An 18,078-nucleotide genomic window follows, 5' to 3' on the forward strand; every position below is an offset into this window, starting at 1 on the left:
GCCATCACCCTTGCGCTGCACGAGGCGTCTCCACCCGACATGGTCGACGCGATGGCCGACGATGTGGTGCTCGAATTGGGCTGGGGCCGACTGATCTTCGGACAGACGTTCAGCGATCCGGCCCGGTTGGCCGACGTGCTGCGCGCGGAGGCGCAGGGGCGCCGCGACATCTGTATCTACGCACGCGAGCCGCATGTGCTGGTGTCCAAGGCCCCGGCTGAGCTGTTCATCGATCCCAGCCACACCTACCGGTTGCGCTTCACCGAGGCCGACGACGACGTCCGGCCACCCAGTGGGTTCACGGTGCGTTCGCTGGAGCAGCGGGAGGACGCCGACGCGATGAACCGCGTCTACGTCCGGTGCGGCATGGTGCCCGCACCGACCGACGTGCTGTGGGACAACCACCGCAACCAGCCCTCGGTCGACTATCTGGTCGCGGTCGCCGATGACGACGGCAGTGTGATCGGCACGGTCACCGGCGTCGACCACACCACCTTGTTCGCCGATCCGGAGAACGGAACCAGTCTGTGGACGCTGGCCGTCGACCCGGGGGCGACACTGCCCGGCGTCGGCGCAGCCCTGACCCGTGCGTTGGCAACGCTGTACCGCGACCGCGGGCGGTCCTACATGGACCTGTCGGTCACCCACGACAACAACGCCGCGATCGGGCTGTACGAGAAGCTCGGCTTCAGCCGCGTCCCGGTGATGGCGGTCAAGCGCAAGAACGCCATCAACGAGCCGCTGTTCACCCATCCGCCCGAGACGGTCGACGACCTCAACCCGTACGCGCGCATCATCGCCGATGAGGCGATGCGGCGTGGCATCTGGGTCGAGGTGCTCGACGCCGAGGCCGGTGAGATGCGCCTGTCCCACGGCGGACGCAGTGTGGTCACCCGAGAGTCGTTGTCGGAGTACACATCTGCCGTGGCGATGAGCCGGTGCGACGACAAGCGGCTGACCCGCCGCATCGTCTCCGAGGCCGGGATCGCCGTACCGAAGGGGCGGCTCGCGACGTTCGACGACGCCGACCACGAATTCCTGGCCGAGGTCGGCGACGTGGTGGTGAAGCCGACGCGAGGCGAGCAGGGCAAGGGCATCACCGTCGGAGTCGACAGTGACGACGAACTGGACTCCGCATTGGCTCGGGCCCGCGAACAGCACCCCGAAGTGCTGATCGAACAGCGCGCCGAGGGCGACGACCTGCGCCTGGTGGTCATCGACAAGAAGGTCGTCGCCGCGGCCCTGCGACTGCCTGCCGAGGTGACGGGCACCGGCCGTCACACCATCGGTGAGCTGATCGAGGCGCAGAGCAGACGGCGCGCCGCGGCCACCGGCGGTGAGTCCCGTATCCCCATGGACGTCGTCACCGACAACACCGTTCGCGAGGCCGGCTACTCGTTCGACGACGTGCTCCCCGAAGGGGAGAGGCTGCGTGTGCGGCGCACCGCGAACCTGCACCAGGGCGGCACCATTCACGATGTCACCTCGACCGTCCACCCGGAGTTGTGCCGGGTCGCCGTGGCCTCGGCCGAGGCGATCGGTATCCCGGTGACGGGCATCGATCTGCTGGTGCCCGACGTCACCCGGCCGGATTATGTGTTCATCGAGGCCAACGAGCGACCCGGGCTCGCCAATCACGAACCCCAGCCCACCGCAGCCGCATTCGTCGACTTCCTGTTCCCCGGTCAGCCAGGCATCCCGCAGGCGTGGACCCCTGACGAAGCACCGAGCAGCGCCGACACCGAGGCCTGATTCACCGCGGCCTGAGTCGCCACGGCCTGATTCACCAGGTGCTGGTGCGCATCACGATTTCGGCGGCGAGCTGCGCCGTCGAATCGGCGGCCTGCCGCCGGCCCAGCAGATCGACGATCCGGTACTCGCCGTAGACAAAGCGCTGGCTCGCCTTGGCCACCGCCCGCGCTGCGGGGGTGCTCACCAGCGCGGTGGTGTTCAGTTCGACCGGCGGGCAACCCTCGTCGCGCACCGCCCCAGCCAGGTCAGGCACCCGCGGGTGACCGCGATCGATGACGACCAGGCCGATGAAGCGGTCCAGCCTCGTCGCCGCCAGCTCCCAGGCCAGCTCACCCCCGAGCCTGTCCCCCACCAGCAACGCCCACCGCACGTCGAGCCTGTCCAGGATGTCGATCACCGACTTCGCCGTGAGCCGGGGATCCGGGCCGATGACCACCGTCCGCAACGAGGCGGTGTGCAATCGCTGACACACGGCTTCGTACGCGGCGGGCGCCTTCTGGGCGGCGCCGAGCAACACCACGACCGAACCGTTCTCGGGACCGGCGACCTCGACGGGCACCCCTACGCCGTCGACGGTGATCATGGGAGCGGGCATTGCGCCACGCTACCGTCCACAGCTGAGTCAGCGGGCGGATTTGCCTGCGGTTGACGCATGCGTCATGCCGACGCGACGCGCTGGGCCTGCCGGGAAATCGTGTCGAGAAACGTCTGCGGCAATGTGCCCTGCACGGGAATCGAGGGGTCCCGAGTCGGGAAGGCGATGCCGAAAACCGCTGCCGCGCCGATATTCTCGAACGAGAAATAGACCGTGCTGTCGGCGCCGGAGAGATGCATCGTCTGCTCGTAGACAAGGGCGTCGGCGCGGTCGGTCTGCAGGCGCGTGGTCGTCATCGGAATACCGGGATCGCTAGGAGCGAAAAAAGTCTCGAACGTCGCGCAGCGCTCGGCAGTCGCGGCCAACCGGCCGAGATCGAGCGGCCACGTCAGCACGGTGATCACCATGCGCGCGCCGTCGTAGGCCGCCACGTACTCCGCACCGCTACCGGGTCCGCGCTCGGCGGTGGCGGCGATGTCCCGGGTCAGACCGTCGGTGCAGCCCTCGGGTTTCGACAGCATCGGCGGCGGGCCACCCGCCCCGTCCGCGGCGCCGGGCGCCTTGTCGACCCGCTCGTAGTGCACGCCGGGCGGGAAGTCGGCCGCGGTGAGCAGCGCCCTGTCCAGCCGCGCACCCGGCCAGGTCGCCGTCCCGGTCACCGTCGGCGCGCAGGCGCCGACCGTGAGCGCGACAACGGTCGCGAGGACGGCGCGCCAGTGCATGGCATCAGGCTACCGACGGCTCAGAGCTGCGTGAGGATCTCCGCGCCGGATTCAGTGACCACCAGCGTGTGCTCGAACTGTGCGGTCCACTTCTTGTCGGTGGTCGCGACGGTCCAATCGTCGTCCCAGATCTCGTAGTCGAGGCTGCCCAGGTTGATCATCGGCTCGATGGTGAACGTCATGCCCGGTTCGATCACGGTCTGCACCGAGGGCTGGTCGTAGTGCAACACCACCAGGCCGTTGTGGAACGTGGTGCCGATGCCGTGGCCGGTGAAATCGCGAACGACGTTGTAGCCGAACCGATTCGCGTAGGCCTCGATGACCCGTCCGACCACCGAGAGGGCGCGGCCGGGCTTGACGGCCTTGATCGCGCGCATGGTCGCCTCGTGAGTGCGTTCGACCAGCAGGCGGTGCTCCTCGGAGACGTTGCCGGCCAGGAACGTCGCATTGGTGTCGCCGTGCACCCCGTCGATGTAGGCGGTGACGTCGATGTTGACGATGTCGCCGTCGGAGATCACGGTCGAATCCGGGATGCCGTGGCAGATGATCTCGTTCAGCGACGTGCAGCACGACTTGGGATAGCCCTTGTAGCCCAGCGTCGAGGGATAGGCGCCGTGGTCGATCATGTACTCGTGGGCGATCCGGTCCAGCGCATCGGTGGTCACCCCCGGTGCGACGGCCTCACCCGCGGCAGCCAGCGCGCCGGCGGCGATCCGGCCGGCCACCCGCATCTTCTCGATCACCTCGGGCGTCTGCACCCACGGTTCGCTGCCCTCCTGCGCGGTCGGCTTCCACACGTACTCGGGTCGGGGAATCGAGGCGGGCACCGGCAGTGTCGGCGACACGGTGCCGGGTCGCAGGGCGGTCCGAACAGACATGGTCTCGATGCTAGTCGCCGCGCCGGCCTTGGTGGTCAGCCGATCAGTGGCCACGCCGCGGTAGGCCGACCCGCCAGGACTTCTGGGGGCCTCGGATGTCGACCGAACCGCATACCACCTTGCCGGTCAGCACCACATGCGGATTTCCTTCTGCGGGAGCTTCTTTGCGGTGGTCGGTGGCGCTGCCGACGTTGACTTCGACGTCGTCGATGGACGCGCTGGCGCCATCGGGAAGCCTCAGATCCAAGCCGCCGAACTTCATGTCGAGCTCGATGATGACGATGGGGCCGGCGAACCGAGCTCTTGTGAGGTCGAGCTCCACCGAGCCCATCCGTCGGTAGAGCGCCAGTCGGGTCGGCACCACCCACTCACCCTGGCGCCTCAGCGAACCGAAGACGCCACGCAGTTCCACGCGGTCGGCGGCCGAGGCCACGATCGCCCCTGGGCCGGGCAGGTCACCGACGAGGGCGTCGAGGTCGGATGGCAGCCGCGCCCGCGACACCATCGCCGAGCGCTCCTCGAACTCCGCGATGTCGATCAGGCCGAGCGCGACGGCGTTGTGCAGGCGGCGCAGGGTGCCGTTGCGGTCGGCGTCGGAGATCCGCAGCTCGATATCGGTCATGGCGGTTCCACCGTACCGCCGGGCGGTGCGCTCAGGCCTGGTAGTCGGGCGGCAGTGAATCGAGCATGCCCTTGAGCATGCGCACCGCGTACTCCGAACTCCCGCCGCCGACGATCAGGGCTGAAAAGGCCATGTCACCTCGATAGCCGGTGAACCAGGAGTGCGAGCCGCCGGCGAACTCGGCCTCGCCGGTCTTGCCGCGTACGTCGCCCGCTCCCTGTAGGTCCTTCGCGGTGCCGTTGGTGACGACCAGGCGCATCATCGGCCGCAGGTTGTCGACCACGCTGGCCGGGATGGGCTGCCGGTCGCCGCTGACCTCGGTTTCTCGGCCGGCGATCAGCCGCGGCACCGGGGTCTGACCGGCCGCGACGGTGGCGGCAGCCAGCGCCATGCCGAACGGGCTGACGAGCACCTTGCCCTGACCGAAGCCGTCCTCGGTGCGCTCGGTGAGATTGACCGTCGGCGGCACCGAGCCGCTCACGGTCGACAGCCCCGCGATCTTGTAGTCAGGCCCGATGCCGTACTGCGAGGCGGCCTGGGTGAGCCCGCGCGGAGGCATGCGGCTGGCCAGTTCGGCGAAGGTGGTGTTGCAGGAACTGGCGAATGCACGCGACATCGGTACCGTGCCCAGGTCGAAGCCGCCGTAGTTGGGCACCGTGCGATGCCCGATGTCGAGGTGGCCGGGGCACCCGAGCAGCGTGTTGGGGGTGGCCATGTCCCGCTCGATCGCCGCACCCGCGGTGACGATCTTGAACGTCGACCCCGGCGGGTAGAGCCCCATCGTGGCCAGCGGGCCCTCCTGGTCGGCGGAGGTGTTCTGGGCCACCGCCAGGATCTCGCCGGTCGACGGCTTGATCACCACGATCATGGCCTGCTTGCCAGTGACGTCGACGGCGTTCTGCGCCGCGTTCTGCACGGCCCGGTCCAGGCTGATGTTGATCGACGGGGCGGGGGTTCCCGGCACCTCGTTGAGCACGTCGACGTCCACGCCGTTCTGGTTGACCGTGACCACGCGCCAGCCCGGTGATCCGTCGAGTTCGTCGGAGACGGTCTTCTTCACCTCGTCGATCAGGGCCGGCGCGAAATGCTCGTCGGTGGGCACCATCTCGGGCTGCGGGGTGATGACGACCCCGGGCAGCGCCCCGATCGCGCCGGCGACGGCGTCGCGGTCGGCCTGGCGCAGGGTGACCAGGTTGAGCGGTCCGGCCGACGAGCTGGCCTGCTCGGCGAGACGCTGCGGATCCAGGGTGTTGTCGAAGCGGCGCAACGCGTCGGCGACCGCCCGCGCGGTCGGCATCAACTGCTCGCCCGCGGCCTTCGCGTCGAGGGCGAAGCCGTACCGGAAGCCCGGAACCAGCACGGTGGTGCCACTGCGCTCGTTGACCGATGCCCGCGGCGGCGGATCGGCACGCAGCGCCAGCGTCTGGTTCTCGCCGAGGCGGGGATGCAGGCCGGTCGCGGTCCAGCGCACCTGCCAGCGGCCCTCCTCGCGGATCATGTTGAGCTGGCCGTCGTAGGTCCAGCTCCGGTCTTTGGGCAGATGCCAGGTGTAGCGGTAGGTGATGCTGCCGGTGTCCTCGGCGTACTTGGCGCTCAGTATCTGGGCGTCCAGCGCCTTGGCCTGCAGGCCGGCCCACGCCTCGTTGAGTGCGTCGCGGGCGGCGTCGGGTCGGTCGGACAGTGCGGCTGCGGCGCCGGTGTCACCGGTGGCCAGTGCGGTGAAGAACGCCTCGGCGGTCGGCTCGGGCCCGTCGGGCCGCGGCGTGCACGCACCCAACGTCAGGGCGAGAACCACGATGCTGACGACGGCCGTCAGTCGCGCGGTCGCTGATGCGGAAGAGACTCTTGTGACCATTGGGACTGATGTTAAGAAGTAACGATCCGATATCGCCGAAGGCGCACCGCGCAACAACCGCCCAAACCGACGTTTGGGCGCAGAAGTACGAGAGAGATCCACCATTTCGTCGATCTCGGCGCGGGAAATTACGCCCCGGCGGCCGGGGCCCGGACCACGAGCGGCGCGGCCGGAAAATAGGCGGCCATCTCCGAGCGCGACGTCCGCAGCGCAGCGGTGCCGTAACCCTGCTTTCGATGGTCAGGGTGAATCCAGATCCGCACGTCGACCTCGCCGCCGCACAACTCACCGAACACCATGCCCACCTTGGCGGTGCCGACCTCGGCCACCAGCCACGCCGCCTCCTCGGCCGCGACCCGGGTCACGGCGTCGCGGATCTCGTCGGCCAGCTCGCGCGGAGGCGCGTCAGTGCCGTCGCCGGCGGCGCGGACGTCGTCGGTGCGCGCGGCGAAGATGTCGTGGTCGACGTCCGCGCGGAAAGGCCTCAGCCGCAGGCGACGCGCTGACCCCGGTGCCTGCTCGACCGGGGCATTCATCGACTGCTGACTGGTCAGGCTGTTCAACTCCGCGGCGATCCGCCGCCGCGACACCCGGGTCAGCCGGTCGAACGACAACCGCAGAACTGCCTCGGCCGCCTCGGCGGTGGTGTCGAGCAGATCGGCGAGCGCTTCGATCGCGGCGTCGTAGTCCTCGGAGGCCACCACCGCGTCCAGCACGTCATGGCGGCACTCCAGCGCACGCATCATCGCGTCGGCGACGATCGTGCGCTGCGTCGCATCCTGGTCGGCCATCAGTCCAGCAGCACCGTGGCGAAGGAGGCGACCTCGGTGAACCCGATCCGCGCATAGGTTGCGCGCGCAACGGTGTTGAAGCTGTTGACGTACAGGCTGGCGATGCGTCCACTCGCGACGACGGCCGCGGCGACGGTCGCGGTTCCGCCGGTACCCATCCCCCGGCCGCGCAGGTCCGGATGTACCCACACGCCCTGGATCTGGCCGACGGCCGGTGATTGCGATCCCACCTCGGCTTTGTACACCACCTGTCCGCGGTCGAAGCGCGCCCACGCCCGGCCGGCGGCGATCAGCCCGGCGACCCGGCGCCGGTAGCCGCGGCCTCCGTCACCCGTGCGCGGATCGATGCCCACCTCGCCGATGAACATGTCGACCGCCGCGACCAGATAGGCGTCCAGCTCGTCCATGCGCACCTGCCGCACCGCGGGATCCGTCGCACAGGACGGAGCGCCACCCAGGGCCATCAACGGCTGGTGGGCGCGCACGTCGCGAGCGGGGCCCCAGACCGGCTCGAGGCGCTGCCACATCGGCAGCACGAGTTCCGCGCGCCCGACCAGCGACGAACACCGGCGCGACGTGCTCATCGCCTTGTCCGCGAACGCATTCAGGTCACTGGCCGCACCCCGCAGCGGGATCAGGTTGGCCCCGGCGTAGCAGAGGGATTCGCTGGCCCGCCGACGCGTCCACAGCTCTCCGCCGATGGCCGCCGGCTCGATGCCGTGTTCGGCAACCCGGGACGCCACCATGCAGGAGGCCACCGGATCGTCGTCGAGAACCTGCCGGACGGCGGTCATGTCACGGATGTCGCGCACCACCGACACCCTTCGCTCGTCAACGAGGCGAAAAAGCGGAGGAGCCGACATCTGGACTCTTTCTGCGACGACCCTTGTGCAGCCCTAATGAGGCCGTGCGCTCAGCTTACGGTCACAATCGGCGAACCGCTGGCATCCCCGGAACCTTGCGCCGTGTCCATGTCGGCCGCCAACCTCATGGCCTCCTCGATGAGCGTCTCGACGATCTGCGCCTCGGGCACCGTCTTGATCACCTCGCCCTTGACGAAGATCTGACCCTTGCCGTTGCCGGACGCCACACCCAGGTCGGCCTCGCGCGCTTCGCCCGGTCCGTTGACCACGCATCCCATCACCGCGACCCGCAGCGGCACGTCCATGCCCTCCAGGCCCGCGGTGACCTCGTTGGCGAGCGTGTAGACGTCCACCTGCGCGCGTCCGCACGACGGGCACGACACGATCTCCAGACCGCGGGGCCGCAGATTCAGCGACTCCAGGATCTGTGTGCCGACCTTGACCTCTTCGGCCGGCGGCGCGGACAGCGACACCCGGATGGTGTCGCCGATGCCGCGCGACAGCAGGGCGCCGAATGCGACGGCGGACTTGATGGTGCCCTGGAAGGCGGGACCTGCCTCGGTGACGCCGAGGTGCAGCGGATAGTCACACTTCGCCGCCAGCTGCTCGTACGCCTCGACCATGATGACCGGATCGTTGTGCTTGACGCTGATCTTGATGTCGCCGAAGCCGTGCTCCTCGAACAACGACGCTTCCCACAGCGCGGATTCGACCAGCGCCTCCGGAGTGGCCTTGCCGTACTTCTCGAGCATCCGCTTGTCCAGCGAGCCGGCGTTGACGCCGATCCGGATCGGGATGCCCGCGGCGCCGGCCGCCTTGGCGACCTCCTTGACCCGGCCGTCGAACTCCTTGATGTTGCCGGGGTTCACCCGGACGGCGGCGCATCCGGCATCGATCGCGGCGAAGATGTACTTGGGCTGGAAGTGAATGTCGGCGATCACCGGGATGTTGGCTTTCTTGGCGATGATCGGCAGCGCGTCGGCGTCCTCCTGGCGTGGGCAGGCGACGCGGACGATGTCACATCCGGATGCGGTCAGCTCGGCGATCTGCTGCAGCGTGGCGTTTATGTCGTGTGTCTTGGTGGTGCACATCGATTGCACCGAGATCGGCGAATCGCTGCCCACGCCGACGTCGCCGACCTTGAGCTGACGGGTCTTGCGGCGCGGAGCCAGAACCGGCGCCGGCGCGGCCGGCATTCCCAAACCGATGGAGGTCATCACAGCTTTCCTATTGGAACAACCTGATCGGGTTGACCAGGTCGGCGGTCACGGTCAGCAGCATGTAGCCGACCACCAACACCAGCACCACGTAGGTGGCCGGCATCAGCTTGAGATAGTTGACCGGCGCGGCGGCCACTTTGCCGCGCGCCGTGCGTGCCATGTTGCGCAGCTTCTCGTACAGCGCGATCGCGATGTGGCCGCCGTCGAACGGCAGCAGCGGGACGAGGTTGACCGCGCCGAGCACGAAGTTCAGCTGGGCGAGGAAGAACCAGAACGCCACCCACAGCCCCGCCTCGACGGTGTCACCGCCGATGATGCTGGCGCCCACCACGCTGATCGGGGTCTCCGGGTCCCGTTCCCCGCCACCGATGGACTGCACCAGCGCCCCGACCTTGGTGGGGATCTTGGCCAGCGACTTGCCGATCTCGACGGCCAGATCGCCGGTGAAGGCGAAGGTCGCGGGGACCGCGGACAGCGGGTTGTACTGGGTGGGCCCGAAACTGGCCGCGGCCACGCCGATGGTGCCGACTTGCGTTGGCGTCGGTTCAGCACCGTCGGTTGCGCCGTCCTTGGCGACGAACCGCTGGCTCGGCGTGACGTTGACCGTGGTGACGAACTCGCGGGTCTGCCCGTTCTCCTCGCGCTGCACGGTGAGTTCGGTGGGGCCGTTGAGTTTGCGCACGGCGGTGGACATCTCGTCGAAGTTGGCGACCGGGGTGCCCCCGACCGCGACGATGACGTCGCCGGCCTGGATGCCTGCCGCCGCGGCGGGGCTGGCCGCCACGCACTCCCCTAGATTGCCTTGCGTCACTTCGTCTTTGACGCACGAGGTCTGCCCGACCATCGCGTTGGTGGGCTGGTGCAGATTGGGCAGACCCCAGATGATGGCGATCGCGTAGATCAGCACGAGGCCGATGACGAAGTTCATCCCCGGGCCTGCGGCGAGCACCGCGACGCGCTTCCACGTCTTCTGCCGGTACATCGCATACGGGCGATCTTCGGGATCGAGTTCCTCGACAGACGTCATGCCCGCGATGTCGCAGAAGCCGCCCAGCGGGACCGCCTTGACGCCGTATTCGGTGGAGCCCAGCCGGTTGGGCCGGCGGGTCGACCACAGCGTCGGCCCGAAGCCGACGAAGTAGCGACGCACCTTCATGCCCGTCGCGCGGGCCACCCACATGTGGCCGCACTCGTGCAGAGCCACCGACAGCAGGATGGCCAGTGCGAACAGCACGATGCCGATCGTGAACATCATCGTCTGAACATCCCTGTCTGCGCCTACTCCTAGCCAGTACCTGCGAGTTCGTGCTCGACGGCCCGGCGGGCACGGTCTCGGGCCCAGTCCTGGGCGTCGAGCACATCGTCCACGGTAGCTGGTTCGGCGGCCCACTGGTCGGCAGCGCGCAGCACGGCCTCGATGGTGCGCACGATCGCGGGGAATCCGATCCTGCCGTCGAGGAACGCCGCGGCTGCCTCTTCGTTGGCCGCGTTGTAGACCGCGGTCAGGCAGCCACCCCGTTTGCCTGCCTCCCGAGCCAGGCGCACGGCAGGGAACACGTCGTCGTCGAGTGGCTCGAACTCCCAGGTCGAGGCGGTGGTGAAGTCGCACGCGGCTGCGGCCCCGGCGATGCGGGACGGCCATCCCAGCGCGAGGGCGATAGGCAGCTTCATGTCCGGCGGGCTCGCCTGAGCCAGCGTCGAGCCATCGGTGAACGTGACCATCGAATGCACGATCGACTGCGGGTGGACCACCACCTGTATTCGGTCGTAGTCGATGCCGAAGAGCAGATGTGTCTCGATGAGTTCGAGCCCTTTGTTGACCAGCGAGGCAGAGTTCAGCGTGTTCATCGGACCCATGGACCAGGTGGGATGCGCCCCCGCCTGCTCGGGGGTGACTGCCTCGAGCTGCTCGGCCGACCAGCCGCGGAACGGCCCACCCGAGGCGGTGAGCACCAACGCCGCCACTTCATCGGGGGTGCCCCCGCGCAGGCACTGCGCCAGCGCCGAATGCTCGGAGTCCACCGGCACGATCTGATCCGGCGCGGCGGCCTTGACCACCAACGGACCCCCCGCCACGAGAGACTCCTTGTTGGCCAACGCCAACCGTGCACCCGATTCCAGCGCCGCCAGCGTCGGCTGCAGCCCGAGCGCGCCGACGAGCGCGTTGAGCACGACGTCGGCCTCGGTGTCGCGCACGAGACGGGTGACCGCATCCGGTCCGCTGTAGGTGACGTCACCGAGTTTCTCGGCGGCCGCCGGATCGGCGACGGCGACTGCGGTGACGCCGGTGCGCGCCCGCTGCTCGGCGAGCAGATCGACATTGCCGCCACCTGCGGCCAGCCCGACGACCTCGAATTCATCCGGGTTGGCGGCGATCACGTCGAGGGCCTGGGTGCCGATCGATCCAGTGCTGCCGAGGATCAGAACGCGTCGCGTCACCGCTTCATTGTGCCGTGCCAGGAGAAGGATCGGAAAAAGCCGCCGACACATCGACGCTCGCCTCGATCGCGCAGATCAGGCCGTCGCGCACGGTGAGGTGGATCATCGCGAACGCGCGGCGCCGCCGCGACGCGATGAGCACCGGAGGACTGGTCGCGGCGGCGACGAGGGTCGTGCCCGGATCGAGGTAGCGCAGCAGGTTGACCGAGACCTGTGCAGGACCGTGATTGATCTGCGGCGGCGGCGCGTCGGGTCCGATGATCCTGCCGACTCCCCACACCGAGGGGTCGAGGAGCGCGGACAGCGCGTCGAGGTCGCCGTGCGCGCAGGCATCGATGAACGCCTCGGTCAGCCTGTGGTGCTCGCACGAGTCGACCGCGGCGAGCCGGGCCGGGGCATCCGCGAACTTCAGCCGGGCCCGGCGGGCGAGTTGGCGGCAGGTGCCGGCGGGCCGGCCGACCGTCGCCGCGATCTGGTCGAAGGGCAGGCCGAAGACGTCATGCAGAACGAACACCACCCGCTCGCCGGGCGTCAGCCGTCGCAGCACTTCCCACAGTGCTCCGCTGACCTGGTCGTCGAGGGTGATCCTGTCGGCGGGGTCGGGCTCGCGGGAGAGCTGTTCTGCGACCCCGTCAGCGACCACCTGCTCGCGCCGCGCCCGCGCCGACCGCAGCATGTCGAGGCAGAGTCGGCCCGCGACGACGGTCAGCCAGCCCCGGGTGTCCTCGACGTCGCTCGCACGTGACAACCGCACGAAGGACTCCTGGACGACGTCCTCGGCGTCCCCGAGATCACCCAGCATCTGATAGCAGACGTTGACGAGGTAGGCGCGATGCGCGCGCCACTGGGTCGTGAAGTCGGCGGTCATACCTCTAGGACGGGACGCCTGCGCGGAAAGTTACCGGAGTCCCCGATCGCAGGGCGTCACATTCTCGGGCGTCACATTCTCGGGCACAGCCCCGTCGTGATGGCATGCCAACAACCATTCTCGTCACCGGCGCCACCGGCAACGTCGGGCGTCCCCTCGTCGATCAGCTGTCCACCCGAGGCGTTCGGGTTCGTGCGGTGACCCGCACCCCGGCCCCGCCGTTCCCTCCCGGCGTCGAGGTCGTGTCCGACGCCTACGCCGGCCTCGCCGGAGCCGACGCCGTGTTCCTGAACTCCCGCGCGCTGGGCGCCGGACTGGAGCGGGTCGTGGCTGCTGCGCAGGCCGCCGGCGTGCGTCGCCTGGTCGCTCTATCGGCGATCAACGTCGACGACGACGTCACGCATCAACCGTCGAGATTCCGCGGTGACCGCAACCGCGAGACTGAACAGCTGGCCGTCGACTCCGGACTGGAGTGGGTGAGCCTGCGGCCGAGCGTCTTCGTCACCAACTTCTTCGCGATGTGGGCACCTCAGCTCGCCTCCGGGGCCGTCGCCGGCCCGTTCGCCGACGCGTCGATGGCGCCGATCGTCGAGGTCGACATCGCCGCCGTCGCCGTGCGCGCGCTGCTCGATGACGATCTGGTGGGCCGCAGAATTCCCCTGACCGGTCCGCAGGCGCTCACCAACGCCGAGATGGTGTCGATCATCGCCGCCGTCACCGGCTGCCGACTGCGCTACCACGAAATCGCGGCACCCGCGGTACGACAACGGTTCGTCGACCAGGGATTCGCCGCCGAATTCGCCGACGCCTACCTCGCGATGCTCGCCGACGCGGTCAGTACGACCGCGACCGTCACCGACGAGGTCGAGCGCATCACCGGCCGCGCCGCGACGACGTTCGCCGCAGCAGTACGCGCCGCAGGGTTGGGGGCGCGGTGAGTGCCGACCCGCGGCCGCCCCGCTGGCTCAAACCCATGAACCGGATTCTCACTGCAGCAGTAAGGGCTGGACTTCGCCCGGGACCCGCGATGATCCTCACCGTGCCCGGTCGCCGGACGGGTCGGCCCCGCAGCACACCGATGACGCCGTTCCGCCACGAGGGCCACCTCTACGTCGTCGCCGGCTACCCCGGCAGTGACTGGGCGGCCAACGCGCGAGCAGCAGGCACCGGCACCCTCCGGCACGGCCGCCGCTCACAGCAGGTGCGCATCGTGGAACTCGACGTCGAGCAGTCGCGGCCCATCCTGCGCGCCTTTGCGGTGAAAGTCCCTGTCGGAGTGGCATTCTCACGACGCGCCGGCCTGGTGGTCGAGGGCTCGCCCCAGGAATTCGCCGCGCTCGCCGGCCGGCTCGCGGTCTTCCGCTTCGACCCAGCGGGTCGGTGAATCTGGGAACCGACTGTGTGACGCAAGTGTGACAGGAGGCGTCTCGGCCCATCCGAAATGCGAACAGCGATGAATAACCCCCGACAGCCAAGGACGGGCACCGACGCCCGCCCCACCGAAGGGATGAAGTGATGATCACCGTTCACCGCAAGACCGTCACCGCCGCGAGCCTGGCCGCCGTGGCCATCTTCGGAGCAGCAGCCTGCTCCAGCGAGCAAGCCGCCAGCACTGCCTCGTCGGCGACCAGCGCCGCCTCTTCTGCGGTCGAGTCGGCGACCGGCAGCTCGAGCTCCCCGACCAGCGCCGCCGCGGATCCGGCCGCCAACCTCATCGGGTCCGGCTGCGCCGCCTACGCCGAGCAGGTCCCGTCGGGCCCGGGCTCGGTGGCCGGCATGTCGGCCGACCCGGTCACCGTCGCCGCGTCGAACAACCCGATGCTCAAGACGCTGACCCAGGCCCTGTCGGGTCAGCTCAATCCGAACGTCAACCTCGTCGACACCCTCAACGGTGGTGAGTTCACCGTGTTCGCACCGACCGACGACGCGTTCGCCAAGATCGACCCCGCGACCCTCGAGACGCTCAAGACCGACTCGAACCTGCTGACGAGCATCCTGACCTACCACGTGGTGCCCGGCCAGGCCGGCCCAGACGCCGTCGCCGGCGAGCACAAGACCGTGCAGGGCGCGAATCTGACCGTCACCGGAGCCGGAAACGACCTGAAGGTCAACGACGCCGGACTGGTCTGCGGCGGGGTCAAGACCGCCAACGCCACGGTGTACATGATCGACACCGTCCTGATGCCCCCGGCTGCCTGACGCAGCTGAAAACCCTTCGACAACAGGAGAACACCGTCATGACAACAGCACGACACATAGCAACCCTCGGCTTCACCGCCGCCGCCGCTGCCGGCCTGATCCTCGGCACCGCCCCGTCGGCGGCCGCCCAGCCGGCCGGTCCGGGCTGCGCCGCCTATGCCGCCCAGGTGCCTGCCGGACCCGGATCGGTCCAGGGCATGTCGATGAGCCCGGTCGCCGAGGCGGCCGCCAACAACCCCATGCTCACGACGCTGACCGCGGCCGTCTCGGGCAAGCTCAACCCCGCGGTGAACCTCGTCGACACCCTCAACGGTGGTGAGTTCACCGTGTTCGCCCCGACCGACGAGGCATTCGCCAAGGTGGACCCGGCGACGATCGAGAAGCTCAAGACCGATGCACCGCTGCTGACCAGCATCCTCACCTATCACGTGGTGCCGGGCCAGGCCGATCCCGCGCAGGTCGTGGGCACCCACAAGACGGTGCAGGGCGCCGACCTGACCGTGACGGGTACGCCTGACCATCTGATGGTCAACAACGCCTCGGTGGTGTGCGGCGGCGTGAAGACCGCCAACGCGACCGTGTACCTGATCGACACGGTTCTGATGCCGCCGGCTGCCTGACCGTTTCGCGGCCCGGGCCCCTCGCCACTACGGCGGGGGGCCTGTGTCGTCTGTAGCAGGGGCCGGCGCCCTCGTCATCGATCCGTCAACGTCTTTTCCGTTTCCCCCGCCGCCGCACGGGGCAGCATCAAGGCATGCCCGCCGTTCTCTGGTTCCGCCGCGACCTGCGGCTCGCCGACTCCCCCGCCCTCCTCGCCGCTGCGGGCGACGACGGCGACGTGCTGGCCTGCTACGTGCTGGACCCGCGACTGGAGAGGTCCGCCGGCCCGCGCCGGCTGCGCTACCTCTACGACGCCCTGCGGGATCTGCAGGAAAGCCTCGACGGCCGGCTGCTGGTCACCCGTGGCGCGCCACATTCACGAATTCCCCAGTTGGCCAAGACCGTCGGCGCGAGTGCGGTACACGTCTCCGACGACTTCACCCCGTTCGGCCAGGCCCGAGACGAGAAGGTGCGCGACGCCCTCGGCGACATCGAGCTCGTCGCCACCGGTTCGCCCTACCTGGTGTCGCCCGGTCGCGTCGCCAAAGCCGACGGCAGCCCCTACAAGGTGTTCACCCCGTTCTTCACGGCGTGGCAGAAGCACGGTTGGCGCAAGCCGGCCGACTCCGGCGCGAAGAGCGCCCAATGGATCGACCCCAGCGACGTCAAGGGCGCGAAGACCGTCTCGATCCCGAAGGGTGACGCCGAGATCGACATCCCCGCCGGGGAACGCGCCGCGCTCAGCCAGTGGAAGGACTTCCTCGCCGACGGGCTGTCCGGCTACGCCGACGACCGCAACCGGCCGGATCTGGCGGCCACCAGCAGGATGTCGGCGCACCTCAAATTCGGCGCGATCCATCCCCGCACGATGGCCGCCGACCTCGGCCGAGGCAAGGGGGCCGCGGCGTATCTGCGGGAGCTCGCCTTCCGCGACTTCTACGCGTCGGTGGTGCGGGAGTGGCCGCGCAGCACCTGGTGGAACTTCAACCCCTCCTTCGACGCGATCGAGGTCGACGAGGGCAAGGACGCACAGGCGGCATTCGAGGCGTGGAAGGCGGGCAAGACCGGCTTCCCGATCGTCGACGCCGGCATGCGGCAGCTCGCCGAGAGCGGGTTCATGCACAACAGGGTCCGGATGATCGTGGCGTCGTTCCTGGTCAAGGATCTGCACCTGCCCTGGCAGTGGGGAGCCCGGTGGTTCCTCGAGCAGCTGGTCGACGGCGACATGGCCAACAACCAGCACGGCTGGCAGTGGGCGGCAGGGTGCGGAACCGATGCGGCGCCGTACTTCCGCGTGTTCAATCCGACCACGCAGGGCGCGAAGTTCGACCCCGATGGCGACTACGTCCGGCGCTGGGTTCCCGAACTGGCCGACGTCGACAACGTCCACAAGCTCGAGGGCGACCGGCCGGACGACTATCCGGAGCCGATCGTCGACCACGGCCAGGAGCGCGAGGAAGCGCTGCGCCGCTACAAGAGCCTGGGGTGACTCCTGCCTAGCGCAGCTGCAGACCCGCGTCGACGGGCAGCGCAACGCCGGTGATGTAGCGCCCGGACGGGCCGCACAGGAACATGATGGCGTCGGTCACGCTGCCGGACTCCATCATCGGCAGCGTCATCAACGGCATCTGCGACTCGCCGAAGGCCGGGTTCTCGGTGATGAACCCGGCCATCGCCTCGTTGAGGACCATCGGCGTCGCCACCCCGCCGGGGTGCACCGAGTTGACCCGGATGTTGCGGGCGGCGAGCGACGCGGCGAAGTGCCGCATCAACCCGACCACGCCGTGCTTGGCCGCCGTGTAGCCGGCCGCGCCGTGGGTCATGGTGCCGAGGTCGGTGCTGACCGACTTCAGCCCCGCCGCCGAGCTGGTGATCACGATCGCACCGCCTTCGCTGTTGGCCAGCAGCGCCGGCAGTGCGGCGTCGACGGTGTAGTAGACACCGTTGAGCATGATGTCGATGGCGTCGACGTAGGCGCCGATGTCGCGGCCCTGCGGCCCTGTCGCGGGCATGATTCCGGCGTTGGCGAGCACGAAATCCAGTCGCCCCAGCTCCTCGACGCCGCGGGCGACGACGGCCGTCAGCCGGTCCCGGTCTCGGACGTCACAGCGTTCCGCGACGATGCGGCGACCCGTCTTCTCGACCAGCGCCACGGTCTCGGCGAGGTCCTCCGGCGTGGCCATCGGATACGCCACGCTGTCGAGTTGCTCGCAGACATCGACCGCGATGACGTCGGCGCCCGCCTCAGCGAAGCGAACCGCGTGTTCGCGGCCCTGCCCGCGGGCGGCGCCGGTGACGAACACCACCGTGTCGACGAAGGTGTCGGCGAACGGCCGGTCGGACTGCTGGCTTGCCATGGACGGGCAGCCTACGGGCTGTGTCAGAATGGCCCCAATACCGATAGACCGGAGGAGCAGCCGTGGCAAGCACCGAGGTGGAACGACACACAGGTGTCGACGTCGAGGACGTGCCGTCCGCCGCGTGGGGCTGGTCCAAGGAGAATCCGCGTCTGCAGCAGATCGGCGGGATCGTCGCGGGACTGTTCCTGCTGGTGATGATGCACGGCAACCACCAGGGCCATGTCGAGGACTACTTCCTCATCGCCGGCGCCGCCCTGCTGTTCGGTTACGTCGCGCGCAGCTTCTACCTGCACCGCAACCGCAACACGCGCTGA

At 69.0% G+C, this 18,078-nt stretch carries 19 protein-coding genes; 7 read left to right on the top strand and 12 right to left on the bottom strand.

What is annotated here, in order from left to right; translation table 11 throughout:
* Nucleotides 1-39: 39 nt before the first annotated feature.
* The gene (ngg, locus tag ACZYYX_RS22560) at nucleotides 40-1,752 is read left to right on the top strand and encodes an N-acetylglutaminylglutamine synthetase (RefSeq protein ID WP_463817186.1); all 1,713 of its coding nucleotides are present in this window, start codon (nucleotides 40-42) and stop codon (nucleotides 1,750-1,752) included.
* A gap of 31 nt (nucleotides 1,753-1,783) precedes the next feature.
* Here ngg and ACZYYX_RS22565 read toward each other — a convergent pair whose 3' ends face one another.
* The 11 genes from ACZYYX_RS22565 to sigI all read right to left on the bottom strand — a co-directional run bounded on the left by ACZYYX_RS22565 (nucleotide 1,784) and on the right by sigI (nucleotide 12,605).
* A complete protein-coding gene (locus tag ACZYYX_RS22565) occupies nucleotides 1,784-2,347 on the bottom strand; it encodes an alpha/beta fold hydrolase (protein WP_463816853.1) in 564 nt (187 codons plus the stop codon).
* A gap of 62 nt (nucleotides 2,348-2,409) precedes the next feature.
* Nucleotides 2,410-3,069, bottom strand: coding sequence for a hypothetical protein (locus tag ACZYYX_RS22570; RefSeq protein ID WP_463816854.1), 660 nt, complete (start codon nucleotides 3,067-3,069; stop codon nucleotides 2,410-2,412).
* A 20-nt stretch (nucleotides 3,070-3,089) separates the two neighbouring features.
* Entirely contained in the window at nucleotides 3,090-3,947 is an 858-nt protein-coding gene (gene map, locus ACZYYX_RS22575) for a type I methionyl aminopeptidase (RefSeq protein WP_463816855.1), read from the bottom strand.
* A 43-nt stretch (nucleotides 3,948-3,990) separates the two neighbouring features.
* Nucleotides 3,991-4,569 carry a DUF1707 SHOCT-like domain-containing protein gene (locus ACZYYX_RS22580; RefSeq protein WP_221362673.1) on the bottom strand — a complete coding sequence of 193 codons (579 nt, stop codon included), beginning with the start codon at nucleotides 4,567-4,569 and terminating at the stop codon, nucleotides 3,991-3,993.
* Between the two features lie 31 nt (nucleotides 4,570-4,600).
* Nucleotides 4,601-6,424, bottom strand: coding sequence for a penicillin-binding transpeptidase domain-containing protein (locus ACZYYX_RS22585; RefSeq protein ID WP_463816856.1), 1,824 nt, complete (start codon nucleotides 6,422-6,424; stop codon nucleotides 4,601-4,603).
* A 128-nt stretch (nucleotides 6,425-6,552) separates the two neighbouring features.
* On the bottom strand, nucleotides 6,553-7,215 hold the full coding sequence (locus ACZYYX_RS22590) for a GNAT family N-acetyltransferase (RefSeq protein WP_463816857.1): 663 nt from the start codon (nucleotides 7,213-7,215) through the stop codon (nucleotides 6,553-6,555).
* Nucleotides 7,215-8,078 carry a GNAT family N-acetyltransferase gene (locus ACZYYX_RS22595; protein WP_463816858.1) on the bottom strand — a complete coding sequence of 288 codons (864 nt, stop codon included), beginning with the start codon at nucleotides 8,076-8,078 and terminating at the stop codon, nucleotides 7,215-7,217. The genes ACZYYX_RS22590 and ACZYYX_RS22595 overlap by 1 nt, the downstream gene beginning before the upstream one ends.
* A 50-nt stretch (nucleotides 8,079-8,128) precedes the next feature.
* Nucleotides 8,129-9,295, bottom strand: a complete 1,167-nt coding sequence (gene ispG / locus ACZYYX_RS22600) for a flavodoxin-dependent (E)-4-hydroxy-3-methylbut-2-enyl-diphosphate synthase (protein ID WP_463816859.1) — start codon at nucleotides 9,293-9,295, stop codon at nucleotides 8,129-8,131.
* A 10-nt stretch (nucleotides 9,296-9,305) separates the two neighbouring features.
* Entirely contained in the window at nucleotides 9,306-10,553 is a 1,248-nt protein-coding gene (locus tag ACZYYX_RS22605; RefSeq protein WP_463816860.1) for a M50 family metallopeptidase, read from the bottom strand.
* Nucleotides 10,554-10,582: 29 nt separating this feature from the next.
* Nucleotides 10,583-11,737: a 1-deoxy-D-xylulose-5-phosphate reductoisomerase gene (gene dxr, locus ACZYYX_RS22610; RefSeq protein ID WP_463816861.1), complete on the bottom strand. Its 1,155-nt coding sequence runs from the start codon at nucleotides 11,735-11,737 to the stop codon at nucleotides 10,583-10,585.
* A gap of 4 nt (nucleotides 11,738-11,741) precedes the next feature.
* Nucleotides 11,742-12,605, bottom strand: a complete 864-nt coding sequence (gene sigI, locus ACZYYX_RS22615) for an RNA polymerase sigma factor SigI (protein WP_463816862.1) — start codon at nucleotides 12,603-12,605, stop codon at nucleotides 11,742-11,744.
* 104 nt (nucleotides 12,606-12,709) lie between these two features.
* Here sigI and ACZYYX_RS22620 point away from each other — a divergent pair, with 104 nt between their 5' ends.
* The 5 genes from ACZYYX_RS22620 to ACZYYX_RS22640 all read left to right on the top strand — a co-directional run bounded on the left by ACZYYX_RS22620 (nucleotide 12,710) and on the right by ACZYYX_RS22640 (nucleotide 16,893).
* Nucleotides 12,710-13,543: an NAD(P)H-binding protein gene (locus ACZYYX_RS22620; protein WP_463816863.1), complete on the top strand. Its 834-nt coding sequence runs from the start codon at nucleotides 12,710-12,712 to the stop codon at nucleotides 13,541-13,543.
* A 35-nt stretch (nucleotides 13,544-13,578) separates the two neighbouring features.
* Nucleotides 13,579-13,989, top strand: a complete 411-nt coding sequence (locus tag ACZYYX_RS22625; RefSeq protein WP_463817188.1) for a nitroreductase family deazaflavin-dependent oxidoreductase — start codon at nucleotides 13,579-13,581, stop codon at nucleotides 13,987-13,989.
* Nucleotides 13,990-14,120: 131 nt separating this feature from the next.
* Nucleotides 14,121-14,804 carry a fasciclin domain-containing protein gene (locus ACZYYX_RS22630; RefSeq protein WP_463816864.1) on the top strand — a complete coding sequence of 228 codons (684 nt, stop codon included), beginning with the start codon at nucleotides 14,121-14,123 and terminating at the stop codon, nucleotides 14,802-14,804.
* Nucleotides 14,805-14,842: 38 nt separating this feature from the next.
* Nucleotides 14,843-15,424 (top strand): fasciclin domain-containing protein, encoded by a 582-nt coding sequence (locus tag ACZYYX_RS22635; protein ID WP_463816865.1) that lies wholly within the window; start codon nucleotides 14,843-14,845, stop codon nucleotides 15,422-15,424.
* A 134-nt stretch (nucleotides 15,425-15,558) separates the two neighbouring features.
* Nucleotides 15,559-16,893: a cryptochrome/photolyase family protein gene (locus ACZYYX_RS22640; protein ID WP_463816866.1), complete on the top strand. Its 1,335-nt coding sequence runs from the start codon at nucleotides 15,559-15,561 to the stop codon at nucleotides 16,891-16,893.
* A gap of 7 nt (nucleotides 16,894-16,900) precedes the next feature.
* Here ACZYYX_RS22640 and ACZYYX_RS22645 read toward each other — a convergent pair whose 3' ends face one another.
* A complete protein-coding gene (locus ACZYYX_RS22645) occupies nucleotides 16,901-17,761 on the bottom strand; it encodes a mycofactocin-coupled SDR family oxidoreductase (protein WP_463816867.1) in 861 nt (286 codons plus the stop codon).
* 62 nt (nucleotides 17,762-17,823) lie between these two features.
* Between ACZYYX_RS22645 and ACZYYX_RS22650 the strand changes: the two genes are divergently transcribed.
* Nucleotides 17,824-18,078: a DUF2631 domain-containing protein gene (locus tag ACZYYX_RS22650; protein WP_463816868.1), complete on the top strand. Its 255-nt coding sequence runs from the start codon at nucleotides 17,824-17,826 to the stop codon at nucleotides 18,076-18,078.

The sequence above is a fragment of the Mycobacterium sp. IDUB_1 genome (assembly GCF_055419625.1).

Bases quoted from the DNA above. Each gene is read 5' to 3' on its own strand.
- ACZYYX_RS22595 (WP_463816858.1), bottom strand. From the start codon at position 8,078: ATGTCGGCTCCTCCGCTTTTTCGCCTCGTTGACGAGCGAAGGGTGTCG.
- ACZYYX_RS22640 (WP_463816866.1), top strand. From the start codon at position 15,559: ATGCCCGCCGTTCTCTGGTTCCGCCGCGACCTGCGGCTCGCCGACTCC.
- ACZYYX_RS22645 (WP_463816867.1), bottom strand. From the start codon at position 17,761: ATGGCAAGCCAGCAGTCCGACCGGCCGTTCGCCGACACCTTCGTCGAC.
- ACZYYX_RS22605 (WP_463816860.1), bottom strand. From the start codon at position 10,553: ATGATGTTCACGATCGGCATCGTGCTGTTCGCACTGGCCATCCTGCTG.
- ACZYYX_RS22625 (WP_463817188.1), top strand. From the start codon at position 13,579: ATGAACCGGATTCTCACTGCAGCAGTAAGGGCTGGACTTCGCCCGGGA.
- ACZYYX_RS22585 (WP_463816856.1), bottom strand. From the start codon at position 6,424: ATGGTCACAAGAGTCTCTTCCGCATCAGCGACCGCGCGACTGACGGCC.
- ACZYYX_RS22565 (WP_463816853.1), bottom strand. From the start codon at position 2,347: ATGCCCGCTCCCATGATCACCGTCGACGGCGTAGGGGTGCCCGTCGAG.
- ACZYYX_RS22590 (WP_463816857.1), bottom strand. From the start codon at position 7,215: ATGGCCGACCAGGATGCGACGCAGCGCACGATCGTCGCCGACGCGATG.
- map (WP_463816855.1), bottom strand. From the start codon at position 3,947: ATGTCTGTTCGGACCGCCCTGCGACCCGGCACCGTGTCGCCGACACTG.
- ACZYYX_RS22620 (WP_463816863.1), top strand. From the start codon at position 12,710: ATGCCAACAACCATTCTCGTCACCGGCGCCACCGGCAACGTCGGGCGT.
- ispG (WP_463816859.1), bottom strand. From the start codon at position 9,295: ATGACCTCCATCGGTTTGGGAATGCCGGCCGCGCCGGCGCCGGTTCTG.
- ACZYYX_RS22635 (WP_463816865.1), top strand. From the start codon at position 14,843: ATGACAACAGCACGACACATAGCAACCCTCGGCTTCACCGCCGCCGCC.
- ngg (WP_463817186.1), top strand. From the start codon at position 40: ATGGTCGACGCGATGGCCGACGATGTGGTGCTCGAATTGGGCTGGGGC.
- ACZYYX_RS22570 (WP_463816854.1), bottom strand. From the start codon at position 3,069: ATGCACTGGCGCGCCGTCCTCGCGACCGTTGTCGCGCTCACGGTCGGC.
- ACZYYX_RS22580 (WP_221362673.1), bottom strand. From the start codon at position 4,569: ATGACCGATATCGAGCTGCGGATCTCCGACGCCGACCGCAACGGCACC.
- sigI (WP_463816862.1), bottom strand. From the start codon at position 12,605: ATGACCGCCGACTTCACGACCCAGTGGCGCGCGCATCGCGCCTACCTC.
- ACZYYX_RS22630 (WP_463816864.1), top strand. From the start codon at position 14,121: ATGATCACCGTTCACCGCAAGACCGTCACCGCCGCGAGCCTGGCCGCC.